Source organism: Enterobacter sp. Lyrl_3, from assembly GCF_051948675.1.
In the GTDB taxonomy this organism is placed as follows: Bacteria; Pseudomonadota; Gammaproteobacteria; order Enterobacterales; family Enterobacteriaceae; genus Enterobacter; species Enterobacter cloacae.
Genome location: NZ_JAYJLI010000010.1, coordinates 107,864 through 122,443 on the forward strand (window position 1 = coordinate 107,864; position 14,580 = coordinate 122,443).

14 protein-coding genes are annotated in these 14,580 nt (G+C 57.1%); 2 read left to right on the forward strand and 12 right to left on the reverse strand.

The annotated features are described in order from the left end of the window. Positions 1 to 3 precede the first annotated feature (3 nt). The 8 genes from VF709_RS17515 to sad all read right to left on the reverse strand — a co-directional run bounded on the left by VF709_RS17515 (position 4) and on the right by sad (position 8,795). Positions 4 to 531: a GNAT family N-acetyltransferase gene (locus VF709_RS17515; RefSeq protein ID WP_045294055.1), complete on the reverse strand. Its 528-nt coding sequence runs from the start codon at positions 529 to 531 to the stop codon at positions 4 to 6. Between the two features lie 82 nt (positions 532 to 613). Then, entirely contained in the window at positions 614 to 1,579 is a 966-nt protein-coding gene (locus tag VF709_RS17520) for a sensor domain-containing diguanylate cyclase (RefSeq protein WP_045294053.1), read from the reverse strand. 53 nt (positions 1,580 to 1,632) lie between these two features. Further along, positions 1,633 to 2,625, reverse strand: coding sequence for a sensor domain-containing diguanylate cyclase (locus VF709_RS17525; RefSeq protein ID WP_149896685.1), 993 nt, complete (start codon positions 2,623 to 2,625; stop codon positions 1,633 to 1,635). Positions 2,626 to 2,801: 176 nt separating this feature from the next. After that, positions 2,802 to 4,241: a GGDEF domain-containing protein gene (locus tag VF709_RS17530; RefSeq protein WP_139936834.1), complete on the reverse strand. Its 1,440-nt coding sequence runs from the start codon at positions 4,239 to 4,241 to the stop codon at positions 2,802 to 2,804. Between the two features lie 112 nt (positions 4,242 to 4,353). Then, positions 4,354 to 4,710, reverse strand: a complete 357-nt coding sequence (locus VF709_RS17535; protein WP_013096609.1) for a DUF4186 domain-containing protein — start codon at positions 4,708 to 4,710, stop codon at positions 4,354 to 4,356. Then, positions 4,710 to 5,636 (reverse strand): glutaminase B, encoded by a 927-nt coding sequence (glsB, locus tag VF709_RS17540; RefSeq protein ID WP_013096610.1) that lies wholly within the window; start codon positions 5,634 to 5,636, stop codon positions 4,710 to 4,712. The genes VF709_RS17535 and glsB overlap by 1 nt, the downstream gene beginning before the upstream one ends. A 64-nt stretch (positions 5,637 to 5,700) precedes the next feature. Then, complete coding sequence (locus VF709_RS17545) at positions 5,701 to 7,290, reverse strand: methyl-accepting chemotaxis protein (RefSeq protein WP_149896683.1); 1,590 nt, start codon at positions 7,288 to 7,290, stop codon at positions 5,701 to 5,703. A 116-nt stretch (positions 7,291 to 7,406) separates the two neighbouring features. Then, entirely contained in the window at positions 7,407 to 8,795 is a 1,389-nt protein-coding gene (sad, locus tag VF709_RS17550; RefSeq protein ID WP_193144383.1) for a succinate-semialdehyde dehydrogenase, read from the reverse strand. A 99-nt stretch (positions 8,796 to 8,894) separates the two neighbouring features. Here sad and ptrR point away from each other — a divergent pair, with 99 nt between their 5' ends. Beyond that, complete coding sequence (gene ptrR / locus VF709_RS17555; RefSeq protein ID WP_013096613.1) at positions 8,895 to 9,773, forward strand: putrescine utilization regulator PtrR; 879 nt, start codon at positions 8,895 to 8,897, stop codon at positions 9,771 to 9,773. Here the strand turns inward: ptrR and VF709_RS17560 are convergent. From VF709_RS17560 to dtnK, 4 genes are all read right to left on the reverse strand, one after another. Continuing rightward, entirely contained in the window at positions 9,727 to 10,209 is a 483-nt protein-coding gene (locus VF709_RS17560; protein ID WP_013096614.1) for a GNAT family N-acetyltransferase, read from the reverse strand. The two genes, ptrR and VF709_RS17560, sit on opposite strands and share 47 nt — an antisense overlap. A gap of 82 nt (positions 10,210 to 10,291) precedes the next feature. After that, positions 10,292 to 11,053, reverse strand: coding sequence for a DeoR/GlpR family DNA-binding transcription regulator (locus tag VF709_RS17565; RefSeq protein ID WP_029883777.1), 762 nt, complete (start codon positions 11,051 to 11,053; stop codon positions 10,292 to 10,294). A 1-nt stretch (position 11,054) separates the two neighbouring features. After that, positions 11,055 to 12,041 (reverse strand): D-threonate 4-phosphate dehydrogenase, encoded by a 987-nt coding sequence (locus VF709_RS17570; protein WP_040020882.1) that lies wholly within the window; start codon positions 12,039 to 12,041, stop codon positions 11,055 to 11,057. After that, on the reverse strand, positions 12,034 to 13,251 hold the full coding sequence (gene dtnK, locus VF709_RS17575) for a D-threonate kinase (RefSeq protein WP_149896681.1): 1,218 nt from the start codon (positions 13,249 to 13,251) through the stop codon (positions 12,034 to 12,036). Before dtnK ends, VF709_RS17570 begins: the two co-directional genes overlap by 8 nt. 173 nt (positions 13,252 to 13,424) lie before the next feature. On the opposite strand from dtnK, the gene VF709_RS17580 reads away from it, so the two are divergent. Continuing rightward, positions 13,425 to 14,573, forward strand: a complete 1,149-nt coding sequence (locus VF709_RS17580; protein ID WP_048972137.1) for an iron-containing alcohol dehydrogenase — start codon at positions 13,425 to 13,427, stop codon at positions 14,571 to 14,573. Positions 14,574 to 14,580: the final 7 nt, after the last annotated feature.

Consider the following 14,580-nt stretch of genomic DNA (forward strand, 5'->3'; position numbering starts at 1 on the left):
TAATCACAAGAACTTATAGAAGACCGATGTGGCGGTCATCGCGCCATCCGGCATTAGCGCATAACGCGGGATCTCCCCCACTTTTTGCCAGCCAGCGCGCTGGTAGAAGGTCTCCGCTCCGCTGCCGGTTGAGGTATCCAGCACCAGCACCGAGATGTCTCTTGCTCTGGCCTGCACTTCCAGTTCCTCCATTAGCGCCATCGCGGCACCTTTACGACGCGCTTTTTCATGCACCAGCAGCTTTGCCACATCGGCACGATGCGGCTGGTTTTCCGGCTGATCTGTAATGAGCTGCACGGTGCCAATCACGCCATCCTGAGAATCGATGCAGGCCAGCACAACGCGTTCGTTACGCCCTACGCTCCCGGCAATATCCTGCCAGAAAGCACGAGCTTTATCGGTACTGAATGGCAACATAAAACTGACGGAAGCGCCGCCCCTGACACAGTTTTCAAGGATATCGGCCAGCGCATCGAGGTGGGTGAGAATATCGTCCCGGGTGAGGGTTTTGATCTGCAGTGAGGTATTCATGGGTTTTCCTTACGTTGAATACGCTCACTGTGCATTTAACATCTTTGTAACGCAATCACCTCAGACATAGGCTTTTGTTATGTCATGTTGCGCGCTTGCGCTGCTGCTTCATGGCATACATTTTTTCATCCGCGTCTTTCATCCACTGCTGCTGATCGTTGCCGTTATGATCGAACTCGCTCAGCCCCCAGGAAAAATGGAGTGACCAGGGATGCAGCCTGCGCGCATTGTACTGTTCAACCTGCTCGGCCAGATACTGCATGGCAATCCAGGCCCCCTGCTCGTCGGTATCGGCAAACAGCACGGCAAACTCATCGCCGCCAAAGCGAACCAGCAAATCCGCTTCACGGAAAGAGGTGCGCATCAGTTCCGCCATCACTTTCAGCGCGTTGTCGCCCTCTTCATGTCCGTAGCGATCGTTAATCTCTTTGAAGCGATCCAGATCCAGCCAGCCCAGAGTTAACGGCTCCGCCCGACGTCTGGCTACGGAGAGCGTGAAGCGGAGCAGCTGGTTAAAGCCCCGACGGTTAAACAGACCGGTTAATTCATCGGTTGTCGCCGCGCTGACGGCAGCAAACTCGTCTTCCGCCAGTGCGCTCAGATCGCCCAGCACGGCAAGATCGGCTGCGGAAAATTCACGAGGAGAATAATCAATCAGGCACAGCGATCCCACGCTCGCCCCGTCACGTAAACGCAGTGGAAAACCGGCATAGAACCTTACGCCGGGCTCACCGGCCACCAGCGGGTTATCGGCAAATCGATCGTCCTGACGCATATCGGCAACCACCAGCGGCGCTTCGCTGAGGATCGTATGGCCGCAAAACGAGATATTACGCGGAACGGTGTCAGGCGCCTGACCATCGGCCGACTTCACAATCAGCGAGTGTTCATCAATAAGATTGACCATCGCCAGGGGAACCTGGAAGAAGCGTTTTGCCAGACGTGTCAGTCGGTCAAACGCCGGGGAACTGTCGATCTCAAGCAGGCCTGACTCGCGCAGCGAGTTCAGACGTTCCATTTCATTTGCTGGGGTTGCAGGTGTTTTCATAACGTCTCCTGACGCAAAGCGTTACTCAAAGCGTAGCCTAAACAGAGACATTGTCAGTGCGCGAATATTCTGTTCTTACCGTCCCGCTTGGCGCGGTACAGGGCGTTGTCCGCGGCCTGTAGCCAGTCGGTTACGCTTATCATTTCTCGCGTGGCACAGGCGATACCGATGCTGAGCGTGCAATGCACCGTCTCCTGAGCCACCTCCTTTTTCATTGCAGCCGCATCCATAATGCGTCTGGCGACAACTTGCGCCTCTTCAAGGGTGGTATCCGGCAGCAACACCACAAATTCGTCACCGCCAAGGCGTGCGGGGGTATCGTTCGGGCGTGTCGACAAATGCAGTATTTGCGAGACGGCCGCCAGCAATGCATCCCCAACCTTATGACCAAAACGATCGTTAACGTCTTTAAAATTGTCGATATCGATGAACATCAGGGCCGATTCCCGGCACGTCTGGCGCAGTTTATTCAGTTCGTGGTCAATCCGCTTTTCGAGCAGCCGTCGGTTCGCGATATCCAGTAGCGGATCCATCATCGCGATCCGCTCAAGCTCCCGGCTCTTGATCCGCAGGCGCAGCGCAATGCTGTCCGTTAATATGCTCAGCGCCAGCAGATAAATTGCAATCAGCGGCAGCGTGGCAAACATGGTGCGCTGCGAAACGTACATATCCACCGCCATTCCCTGCGTCAGCCAGGTCACCAGAAAAACGCCCACCATGGTGATGGCCGCCTTTCTCATCAGCGTAACGCCCCCTGCCGAGAGCCGGTCGGTCAGCATGATGGTGGCAATGACCACCGACGGCAGCGGATTGACCGCCATCATGGCGATCCAGAATCCCCCCGCCCCGGCGTCCAGCACCAGATTCTGATGCTCAGTCACCAGCGGCATGGCCGAATTTCGCGCCCGATACCAGGCAAACGTAGGCCAGATAAACGCGTTCAACGCCAGCAAACACATCAGCCAGATTGAACGATTCTGTTCAATCAGTACGGAGAGGATGGGAACAAAACAGAGAAACGTGCCGAGAATACGCATCAGAAACATACGTTTGACAAACCGGCTTCCTGGTACACGAGGGGGTCTACTGAGTTTGTCAGTTGCATTCATTCTGCGAATTTTCCGATAGCTTTCTTGCGGTATCTTATTGACGTTAAAAATACCTAGCAAGCAATTTATCTGTTATTCGCTATGATTCATCCCCGGCAGAATGCAGGCTGCGCTCAGGTTTCACTCTCCGGGGTCGGGGTAATGGGATCGTCTGACACACGCGCACTGGTGCGATTTCTCCCCGCTTTTTTGGAACGATAGAGATGATCGTCTGCTTCGGCCATCAGCCTGTTGAAGACTTCGGTCAACTGCCACGACGCCGCCTTCCCGCTCCCGAGACCAATACTCACGGTAAGATAGAGCGTTTGCTGGCGCCAGGTAAACGGATGAGCGGCAATGGTGAGTCTGATACGTTCCGCCAGCGCAAAGCCGTGCTGCGCGTCACCGGTGTTCACCACAACCGCGAACTCTTCTCCGCCCATACGCGCCACCATACCGTCGTCTCCGACAACCTGCTGAACCTCGCGGGCAAACGCGGCCAGCACGCGGTCGCCACACTCATGCCCATAGTTATCATTGATGCTTTTGAAGTAATCGATATCCAGCAGCATCACGGTCAGAAAACGTGTCTGCCGCTGCGCCTCTTCCCGCTTTAACGCCTCATAGAGCCCGGAGCGTGAATAAACGTGGGTCAGAAAATCATAATCCGCGCGCAACGACACCTGACGGATGAGCGAATTAATGGCCGCCATACTGACGGAGACCATAACCGGACAGATCGCCATGGTAGCAATCCCCAGCCGTGCGGAGAACATCATCGGGGTAGAGAGCGGCGTGCCCACGGCGATATTGATAATGGAGTTAGCGACCAGAACGATCTCCAGACCGCCGGTCAGAAACGTCAGCAGACAGGTCGCGGGCAAGGAGTAGCGGACCGCACACCAGATCAGCGCCGGCAGCGGAAAGGCAAGGCTTCCCGCCCCGCCAATCACCACCGATGCCATCACCGAGACAATCAGCGCAATGACCGGTAAAAGTTGCTCCAGACGCAGCCTGAATGCCCGCGTCGGCATACTGACCGTGAGCATGCAGGGTAAAATGAGCACGCCGGTTGAGAACTGCTCGCTGAACCAGTCGGCAAACAGCGGCCAGAAGGTATGGCTGTCGATCCCCACCGACCCGGTCGCGCCGAGCAGCGCACATAATAAGGCGGCGATCAGACAATAATTGAACAGCCGCAGCGCATTAATGGGATCGGGGGTTTTCTTCATCAACCGTTTATCACGCACCACCAGCAATGCGACAACGACGATAAAGACCATATTCGACAGGTTGATGACCACCGAGGCCATTCCCCAGTTGGTGGTGACCGCGTCGTACATCAGCATGGCGACATACGACACCGCGTAGTTATGCAGGCGATTGAGATAGGTATAACGGGCAAAGACGCCCGCCATCACGCCATTCAGCGGCCAGAACAGCGACAAGGCTTCGACCAGACGTAATTCCGCACCGATAAAGTAGAATAAGGTGGTGAGAATAAAGATACCCGCCGCATTACGCAGTGGGGATTCAGGGCGAAAAAGCGTGAAGGCAGCGGGGTCTGAACGCATTAAATATCATTCCATATAATAACTTATGGCAACTAACTGTCCCGTCACCACGCGGGGGATCTCATAGCGTGCATCTATAACACAATTACAACAGGATCAGCACCCATCAACATCAGGCGTTCATCTGCAACACCAGCCAGTGGTGGATCACGCCGACGATATAGTGCTGTTGCTGCGCGGTGAGCTGAACACCTTGCGGAATGTTGTGCCATTTCGCCAGACAGCCGCGACAGCAGGTGGCGGTCGCGTGCTGGGCAATAAACACCGGATGGCCGCGCATGGGGGTCTGTTTACCGTCGTTGACGGGGTGCGCGGGGGCAAGACGCTTCGCAATAAAGTCGGCAGCATGCTGGTCAATGGTATCGGCACCTTTGTCCCAGCAGTACTGTCGTTCTTTTGTGCCTAAGCGAAAGCGCGACCGAAAGGTCGATCGCGCCAGACGAGAAAAAAGAGGATCCAGGTCAGACATCAGTAAACGGAACGTCCCAGGCGTTGGGTCAGTTTCTCCAGAACCGCCACACCGGCCAGTGAATTACCCGTCTCATCCAGCTCCGGGCTCCAGACAGCAATGGCCATCTCATGCGGTACAATGGCAACCACCCCACCCCCGACGCCCGACTTGGCCGGAAGACCGACGCGCCAGGCAAATTCGCCCGCGTTCTGATACATCCCGCTAGTCGCCATCAGGGCATTGACCTGACGCGCCTGCATAGGTGAGACTACCTCCTGATCGAGATGCGGTGCGTGCCCCTGGTGAGCAAGGAACAGGAAGGTCTGCGCCAGCTCCACGCAGCTCATTTTCAGCGCGCAGTAGTGGAAATAGTTTTGCAGTACGGTCGCCACATCATTATGGAAATTGCCGAACGATTTCATCAACCAGGCAATGGCGGCGTTACGCGCAGAGTGCTCGAACTCTGAACGGGCGACCACTGAATCATAAGCAATATCGTCAACGCCTGAGAGCTGGCGAACAATTTCAAGCATGCGCTGGCGTGGCGCGCTGAGACGACTTTGCAGCATATCGCAGACCACCAGCGCCCCGGCATTGATAAAGGGGTTACGCGGTTTACCCTGTTCAATCTCAAGCTGAAGCAGAGAGTTAAACGGCTGCCCGGAGGGATCTTTACCCACCCGTTGCCAGATCTCCTCTTCCTCGTACTGTCGCATGGCCGCAACCAGACTCAGCACTTTCGAAATAGACTGGATGGAAAAACGTTCCGTGGCGTCACCGGCCTGGTAACGCTGACCGTCTATCGTACAAATTGCAATTCCCAGCTTATTCCCGCTGACCGAGGCAAGGGCCGGAATATAGTCGGCAACCTTTCCTTTTCCAAGTAACGGACGAACCTGCGCCAGAATCTCGTCCAGCATCTCATTATGGATGACCGCAGCCACTCTCTTTGCTCCTTGCCCTCAGGCTAAAACGGGCTGCGAGTATAACAGACGCTTATGTGTTGCGTCAGGCACTGAGACGAAAACGCGAAACCGCCTGCAATAAAAGATCCGACTGTTTGTGCAGGCGCTCAGAGGCATCGGACGCGTCAGAGACAAGGCTGTCGGTCTGCCGCGACACCTGATTGAGCGCCTGAAGCTGGCGCGTCATCTGATGAATACTCTCCCCCTGACTCAGCGTGGCCGCGGAGATCTCATTCAGCAAACTGCTTAATGTTCCCACCAGCCCCGTCACCTGCTGTAGGTTATCTTCCAGACGGTTAACGGCCCGTGACCCGTCTTCGATCCCCTGAAGGGAACGGTTGATAAGCTCCTGAATGGTTTGCGTCGAATGGCTGCTCTTCCTCGCCAGCAGCCCCACTTCACGAGCGACAACGGCAAACCCGCGCCCCTGGTTTCCCGCGTGAGCCGCTTCAATTGCCGCATTCAGTGCCAGAATGTTGGTCTGAAACGCGACGCTGTCGATCATGGCCACGATCCCCCGCATCTCTGAGGATCGGTCGACGATCGCCTGCATCGACGCATTGACGGTCGACATCATCTGATCCCCTCCCGCCGCGGCCTGGCGCGCCTCATCCGCCCGCGAGCTGGCAAGCTTCGCATAGCCCGTGTTGCCTTCCACGTGGGTTTCCAGGGTCGCGATATGCGCCGTCACGTCTTCCAGCTCTTTGGCCTGACGCGCCGACTGGTGATACAGCTTTTGATTGCCCTGCGCCAGTGCGCCAATGTTTTCCACCATGGCGGTGGTCGCATCGCTGACCTGGGTCACCAGCTGCTGTAGCCCGTTCTGCATGGTGGCAATACTGTCGCTGAGCTGTGCAATTTCACGGTTAAAACGCATCACGCCAGGAGGGGTCCCGGAGAGATCGCCCGCGGCCAGCCGGTTGATATGCGCAATCAAGCGCCGCAACGGGGTAATCACCCACCGGGACATCCCGAACCAGACGGCAACCGCAATAGCGAGCAACAGAACAGGCGCAAGCAGAAACAGCGTTTGCAGACCGGAGAGCTGCGCAATCAACGACTGACGCCCTTTAAGCGCCTGCTTCTCGCTTGCTTGCTGATAGCGGGCATAGTTGTCATTAAAGTCGGTCTGAAACGCCTGCGCCGGCACGGCAAAAAACGCATCGATGGTGTTGGTTTTCACCAGCCCTTCCGCCTGCTCTTTTATCGCGCCGTAAAAAAGCTGATAGCTGTTCACCAGGGCGTCATCTTTTGGCGGATTAAGCGCCAGCCAGGCATTCCACGCCTGCTGCGAAACGGCCAGCGCCTTTTGCGCGTCGTCCATCAGGCTGTGCCAGCTGCCCTCGGAGCCGGTCTCTTGATCCTGCATAAACCAGACGCCGGAGCGGTTAAGCAGATCGCTTGCGGCCAGCAGGGAAACGCGAGCCAGATCCAGCTTGCTCTGCTGCTGGTACGCCAGCAGGTTTTGCTGCTCGTTGCGTTGCGCTTCCTTAAGGGAGGCATTGAGCAGGAACGACGAGGAGAGTTGCAGGGCGGAAAAGAGGCCGATAATACAAAAGATACCGGTCAGCAGGCCAAACTGGCGGGGAATAATGCGCTGCGCAATACGACGATAAATTTGCGTTAGGTTCATAATTTTCTTCAGTAACAAGACGTTAGACGCGTGCGAGTCTACGAAACGAAAATGACAGAACCATTGCAGAGAAATGACAGAGGCCCTCGTCGTCAGGGCCTCTGTAAGGATGGCGGTTACACTCTGTTCTTCCACACCGTCTGCACGTTACAAAACTCGTGCAAACCAAAGTGGGAAAGCTCACGGCCAAAACCACTTTTCTTCACGCCGCCAAAGGCCACGCGCGCGTCACTGGCGCTAAAGCCATTGATAAACACCCCGCCGCACTCCAGCTCGCGGGCGAATTTTCCGGCCAGCGCTTCGTTGGCGGTAAACACCGTGGCAGAGAGACCAAAGTCGCTGTCGTTGGCAAGCTGCAGGGCATGTTCCGCATCCTTCGCCACCGTAATCGCCGCAACCGGACCAAACAGCTCCTGACGGAAGGCGGTCATTGTCGGGGTGACATGGCTCAGCACGGTTGGCGCGTAATAGTTGCCCTCCCCGCTGATTTTCTCGCCGCCCAGCAGCAGCGTGGCCCCTTCCGCGAGCGTGGCCTGCACCTGCTGATGCAGTTCGTCACGCAGATCGAAACGCGCCATCGGGCCAATATCATTCTCTTCCCGATCCGGTGCTCCCATCTTCAGCGCCGTAACCGCCGCAACAAAACGCCGGGTAAAGTCATCGGCAATACCCTCTTCGATAATAAAGCGCTTTGCCGCCGCGCAAACCTGCCCGGTGTTCTGATAACGTCCCGTGACGGCCGCGCGAACGGCCAGATCCAGATCGGCATCATTCAGCACGATAAACGGATCGGAGCCGCCCAGCTCCAGAACGCATTTTTTCAGCGCCGCTCCCGCCTGAGCCCCTATCGCCGCACCTGCACGCACGCTACCGGTGACGGTTACAGCTGCGATACGACGATCGTTGATCGCCTGGCTCACGCCATCATTGGTGGCATTCACCCAGCCAAAGACGCCTTGCGCAATACCGGCGTCAGCAAAGATTTGCCCAATCAGCGCAGCAGAACCAAGGACGTTCGGTGCGTGTTTGAGCAGATAGCTGTTACCTGCCAGCAGGATCGGCACCGCACCGCGCAGTACCTGCCAGAGCGGGAAGTTCCACGGCATCACCGCAAGAATCGGCCCCAGCGGACGGTATTCAATGACCGCGTTTTTGTTTTCCACCAGCGTGGGCTCCGCACGCAGCATCGCCGGGCCATGTTCCGCATACCAGTCGCACAGACCCGCAGATTTGGCCACTTCCGCCCGCGCCTGCACAATCGGCTTGCCCATTTCCCGGGAGATCATTTGCGCCATCTCTTCCCCACGCTGGCGCAGTGCTGCCCCCAGGTCGCGCAGCTTTTGTGCCCGGTGAGAGACGCTTTCTCCTCGCCACTGGCGAAAACCGGCATCAGCCAGGGTGATTGCCTGTTCGACCTCTTCGGATGTGGCCCAGGGATAGGCGGCCAGCGTCTCGCCTGTCGCCGGGTTAACAGAGAGGGCATGCGTAGCAGATGAATAAGTCATGATGTTCTCCACGTAATATCGGTTGATTGATTGTGGCCCACTCTGCTATTTCTTAAAAATGAATAATACTAACCACCTTATTCACAAATCGAGAATGCTATGGATTTAACTCAGCTTGAAATGTTTAACGCCGTTGCCCTGACCGGCAGCATTACCCAGGCGGCGCAGAAAGTGCATCGCGTTCCGTCTAACCTCACCACCCGCATCCGCCAGCTTGAGGCCGATCTCGGCGTTGAGTTGTTTATCCGGGAGAGCCAGCGTTTGCGCTTATCTCCCGCCGGGCACAACTTTCTGCGCTACAGCAAGCAGATCCTGGCGCTGGTTGACGAGGCGCGCATGGTCGTCGCCGGTGATGAGCCGCAGGGGTTATTTGCCCTTGGCGCCCTGGAGAGCACTGCCGCCGTGCGGATCCCGGAAAGTCTGGCGGCGTTTAACCAGCGCTATCCGCGCATTCAGTTCGCGCTCTCTACCGGCCCGTCCGGAACGATGATTGACGGCGTTCTGGAAGGCACCTTAAGCGCGGCGTTTGTCGACGGGCCACTTTCACACCCGGAGCTGGAAGGCATGCCGGTCTATCGGGAAGAGATGATGCTGGTCACCCCCGCCGGACATGCGGAGGTGACGCGCGCCGCGCAGGTAAGCGGCAGCGACGTCTACGCGTTTCGCGCAAACTGTTCGTATCGACGTCATCTGGAAAGCTGGTTTCACGCAGACCGCGCCACGCCCGGGCGGATCCATGAGATGGAGTCGTATCACGGTATGCTCGCCTGCGTGATTGCAGGGGCGGGTATTGCGCTAATGCCCCGCTCCATGCTGGAGAGCATGCCGGGGCATCATCAGGTAGAGGCGTGGCCGCTGGCGGAGAACTGGCGCTGGCTGACCACCTGGCTGGTGTGGCGTCGTGGGGCGATGACCCGCCAGCTCGAAGCGTTTATAGCGCTGCTAAACGAACGTCGACAACCAGAGCCTTCTCCATAAACAGGCTCAGCGGATCGTCGACATACGGCGCAAACGCCGGACGGCGTTCATATCCGCACTGTTCATACAGGCGAATGGCGGCGTGTTGCTTGATCCCTGTCTCCAGGCGCACGGTGTGGCAGTGACGACTCAGGGCTTCATCCTCAAGGGCAGCAAGCAGCTTCTCGCCCAGATGTTGCCCGCGATGGGTCGGATCGATATAGACCCGTTTCATCTCCCCGGTACCGTCGCCATTAAGCACCACGGCGCCACATCCAACGGCCTGCAGTTGCGGGTCGCGAATGATCATCAGGATAAGCGAGGCTTCAGGCAGCGCAGCCAGATCGAGCAGATGATTGCTTTCAGCGGGATAGAGTTCGCTCTGATAACGGTCAAGCGCCGCGATCAGCTTGAGGATGTCCGGATGACGGGCAGATTCAGAGGTAATGGAATACATGGCAGGCTCCTTGCTTTTTTTGTGAGGCCAGGCTTCAACATAGCGTCTGCCATCTGTTCGGACTTCATAGTTTTAACTTATGTCATGACGCCAGCGTCAGGCGGGTCTCAAGCTGTTCCAGCTGGGTCCGGGCCGCTTCATCCAGCCTGCTGTCGGTGACGATATCCGTCAGGGTGTTCAGGTGCGCCACATTAAACAGCGACCAGGCACCGTATTTAGAGCTGTCTGCCAGCAGCACCCGGCGTTTTGCATTGGCTATTAAATCCCGCTTCAGCGCGGCCTTCTCTTCCGTAGGCGACGTGATACCGCGGGTAATATCCCAGCCATTACAGCTGACGAACGCCACATCAGGCCAGACATTCTGCAACAGCCGACGCCCGTGCTCACCAATACAGGACTGGCTCGAATCATCGATACGGCCGCCAATGATCGTCACTTCAATCTGTTTAAACTCAGAGAGAAACAGCGCAATGTGCAGATCGCTGGTGATGACGCGAAGCGGCAAATGCGTGAGCTGACGCGCGAGTTCAATCATTGTGGTACCGGCGTCCAGCACAATGGCATCCCCCGCTTTCACAAAGCTCGCGGCCGCGCTGGCGATGGCATGTTTTTCTGCCAGGCTGCGCTGCATTTTTTCGGACGTGGTCGGCTGGGAAGGAATAAACCGGTTAAGAGTAACGCCACCGTGGGTTCGGCTGATGACGCCCTCCTGGTCAAGCTTAATCAGGTCGCGGCGGATCGTCGCCGGCGAGGCATCGGTGATCGCCACCAGCTGATCCACCGTGACCAGGTTGTGCCCTTTGAGGTAATCCATTATCTGCTCTAACCGGTTATATCCCTTCATATTATTCCCGTGTAATTTGCATAGCCAACTGAATAGACACCGTCATGCTCTCCGACCTGGCTTTACCGGTCCATGCAATATCGAACGCGGTTCCGTGGTCTGCAGAGGTGCGGATAAACGGCAATCCGGCGGTGATATTCACCCCGTCGTAAAAGCCGAGCAATTTTAGCGGAATATGCCCCTGATCGTGATACATCGCAACGACCATGTCATACATTCCTTCGTGGCATTGCATAAATACCGTATCCGGCGGGCACGGTCCGGTGACGTTGACCCCCTGCGCCTTCATCGCTGCAACGGCCGGGCCAACAATCGTGATCTCTTCATCGCCAAACAGGCCATTTTCTCCCGCATGCGGGTTCACGCCCGCGACCGCAATACGAGGTGCGCTAAAGCCCACCCGTTTCAGGAAGGTATCCGCAATGCCGATGACGGTTTTTACCCGATCCTGATTGAGCGTATCAAGGAATTTACGCAGCGCAATATGGGTCGTGATATGAATGACCTTCAGCCGATCGGTGTACAGCACCATAGCGTAGTCTTTGCTGTGCGTCAGATGGGCCAGCAGCTCGGTATGCCCGGGGTAGTGATGTCCGGCCAGATGCAGCGCTTCTTTATTCAGTGGCGCCGTGGCAACCGCTTTTACGTCCCCCGCCATCGCCAGTTCCGTCGCGCGCTTCACGCAGCGATAGGCTAAATCCCCCGCCTGAGCCTGGACTACGCCGGGCTTCAGGGCATCAGGCTCGGCCAGCGGTTCGTCCAGCACGTTAATCACGTTGGGGGCGAAACGGGCCTCGCTGACCTGCCTGATGATATGGATGTCAGCCTGCCCCACAATCCCATCATCCAGCACCCGCCTGAGCGTGCGGGCACAGCCCACCACGACAACCGGGGCTCCCGTTAATTCGCTCCCGGTGAGGGATTTGATAATGATCTCCGGGCCAATGCCCGCCGGGTCACCCATGGTTACAGCAATAATGTTAGTCACTCAGTCTCTCCTCGATAAAATGCAACACCTCAAGCAGCGTCTCTTCTTTTCCGAAGCCCCCTGCTTTGGTCATTACCGGCTGGTGCCAGGCACAACCCAGAAATTTGCCGTAAGGGACGCATCCTGCGACGCGCCCTGTAATTTCAAATCCTTGCGCATCAAGCGCACTGGCGACGGCCATTGCCACATCGCCGCCTGAGACATACAACGCATCCGGCGGACATGCCGTCAGTGCCTCTCGGGTAATCTCTCCCAGGAAGGCGCAGATCGTTTCACCCAGTTCGGTCCGGGTCATTTGATACTGCGCGCAAAGCCGTTCAACCTGATGTCGCGCCTCATGGTCCGGGCAGGTATGAACGATGCAGTGACGGCCCGCCTTCAGGGCCTGCGTGATACGCATGAGTGCGTTCGCCGTCTCCCCCTTCAGCACATCATTAACATCAATAAATACCGACGAAACCGCAGGCTCTGCAGCGGCCAGCGCAATCTGGCGCTGAGCGATCTCACTCATTGATCCCACCACCGCCAGCAACTGCTGACGCGTCATGGGGGCGAGATGGCGTGCCAGCGCATCACATAACCCGGCCGACCCGACCAGCAGCGGTGTCTGCGGGCAGGTCAGCGCGGCGGCAATAATGGCGTCCAGATCCTCGTCACACTGGGCATCGACGATGAGCCACTCCGTTCCCTGCGCCAGTTCGGCTGCCAGCGTGTTTACCGTTACGGATTGACAACTCACGTCGGTAAACAGGTCAGCAATCGTGGCAGACGGGACGGGCGTTTTCGGATCGCTGGCGAATTCGGTTTCATCCACCGGAATGCCGTTCACCAGACACCTGCCGTGACGTGTGATCCGCCCTGCCGCGGGATACGCTGGCGCCACAATCACCTGCCGTTTGCCGCTTACTGCCTTAAGGACGCCTGTTTCTGCCCCTACATTGCCGCGCAGCGTGGAATCAATCTTTTTGATGAGCCAGTGCGCATCCGCAAGATCCGCCCCCAGTACGGCCACTTTTTCGGCCGCCTCTGCTGCCCGCAGTGCACGGGAATCGGTATTAATGACCAGTGCATCCACCGGCTGGGTAAAGGGGGTGTGGAATGCCACGCTGACCTTCTTACCGCTCAGCGCCAGGCTGACACCCGCATCGTTTGCCCCGGTAAAGTCATCTGCAACGACAACGACGTCTCTGAACAGGTTGTTTTCTTTCATTCCCACTCCGGGCTCGCTTTTCCTGTTAATGATTATATTCAATCATGATTGATTATATGTGAGCAAGATCAAGTTAATCAGTTTGCGAATAAATTATAAATTTAGCCACACGATGACCATGAAGCGTCTTAATTGAGCGAATTTAATCATGGACACAAAGACAGGAGAAAAGCGTGGTAACTCTCAACAGCACCATTATTAGCGGCGCAAATGCGCTCGCCGCCATCAGGCCATTACTCACCGATAACGCGCAGCTCTTGCTGGTTACGGACGGCAACATTGCGCGTCTGGAGGCGGCAAAACAGATCCGTTCAATTCTTGAAGAGGGCAACCGCCGCGTCACGGTGATTGACACGGTGCCGCCTGAACCCTCCCACCACGATGTCAGCCAGTTGCTCGCGGGGTTAAACAGCGGATCGTTTGATGTCGTGGTCGGGATCGGCGGCGGCAGCGTACTGGATGTGGCGAAACTGCTCTCCGTGCTTTGTCACCCGCTGTCACCGGGGCTGGACAGCCTGCTGGCAGGGGTAAAACCGGTGGCACGCATTTCCTCACTTCTGATCCCCGCCACCGCCGGAACCGGGTCAGAAGCCACGCCGAACGCTATCCTGGCGATACCGGAGCAAAACACGAAGGTCGGTATTATCTCTCCGGTCCTGCTGCCCGATTACGTCGCCCTGCTGCCGGAACTGACCACCAGCATGCCCGCGCATATTGCCTCCTCCACCGGAATCGATGCCCTGTGCCATCTTATTGAGTGCTTCACCGCCACGGTCGCCAACCCGGTCAGCGATAACGCGGCGTTGACCGGGCTCGCTAAGCTGCTGAAGAACATCGAAACGGCCTGCGCTGAGCCGGGCAACCTGCTGGCAAAGCTGGAAATGCTGTGGGCCTCTTATTACGGCGGGGTCGCGATTGCGCATGCCGGCACACACCTGGTTCACGCCCTGTCTTATCCGCTTGGCGGGAAATATCACCTGCCGCACGGCGTGGCCAACGCCATTCTTCTGGCGCCCTGCATGAGGGTGGTTCGTCCCCACTGCGTGACAAAATTTGCGCAGGTGTGGGATCTCGTGCCAGGCACGGACAGCAGCCTGTCCGATGACGAAAAATCTCACGCGCTGGTGGAGTACTTTGCCGCGCTGGTTCGTCGGCTCAACCTGCCGGACAACCTTGAGTCCCTGGGCGTGCCGCGCGAAGACATCGCTTCCCTGAGCGATGCCGCCCTGAACGTTAAACGGTTAATGAACAATGCCCCCTGTCAGGTGAATCACGACGAGGTGCAGGCGATTTACCGGACACTGTTTCCTGAACATGCATAGTCAAGGA

Excerpts from the sequence above, each read along its gene's own strand:
- VF709_RS17515 (WP_045294055.1), bottom strand. The coding sequence starts at position 531 with ATGAATACCTCACTGCAGATCAAAACCCTCACCCGGGACGATATTCTC.
- VF709_RS17520 (WP_045294053.1), bottom strand. The coding sequence starts at position 1,579 with ATGAAAACACCTGCAACCCCAGCAAATGAAATGGAACGTCTGAACTCG.
- VF709_RS17525 (WP_149896685.1), bottom strand. The coding sequence starts at position 2,625 with ATGTTTCTGATGCGTATTCTCGGCACGTTTCTCTGTTTTGTTCCCATC.
- VF709_RS17530 (WP_139936834.1), bottom strand. The coding sequence starts at position 4,241 with ATGCGTTCAGACCCCGCTGCCTTCACGCTTTTTCGCCCTGAATCCCCA.
- VF709_RS17535 (WP_013096609.1), bottom strand. The coding sequence starts at position 4,710 with ATGTCTGACCTGGATCCTCTTTTTTCTCGTCTGGCGCGATCGACCTTT.
- VF709_RS17545 (WP_149896683.1), bottom strand. The coding sequence starts at position 7,290 with ATGAACCTAACGCAAATTTATCGTCGTATTGCGCAGCGCATTATTCCC.
- sad (WP_193144383.1), bottom strand. The coding sequence starts at position 8,795 with ATGACTTATTCATCTGCTACGCATGCCCTCTCTGTTAACCCGGCGACA.
- ptrR (WP_013096613.1), top strand. The coding sequence starts at position 8,895 with ATGGATTTAACTCAGCTTGAAATGTTTAACGCCGTTGCCCTGACCGGC.
- VF709_RS17560 (WP_013096614.1), bottom strand. The coding sequence starts at position 10,209 with ATGTATTCCATTACCTCTGAATCTGCCCGTCATCCGGACATCCTCAAG.
- VF709_RS17565 (WP_029883777.1), bottom strand. The coding sequence starts at position 11,053 with ATGAAGGGATATAACCGGTTAGAGCAGATAATGGATTACCTCAAAGGG.
- dtnK (WP_149896681.1), bottom strand. The coding sequence starts at position 13,251 with ATGAAAGAAAACAACCTGTTCAGAGACGTCGTTGTCGTTGCAGATGAC.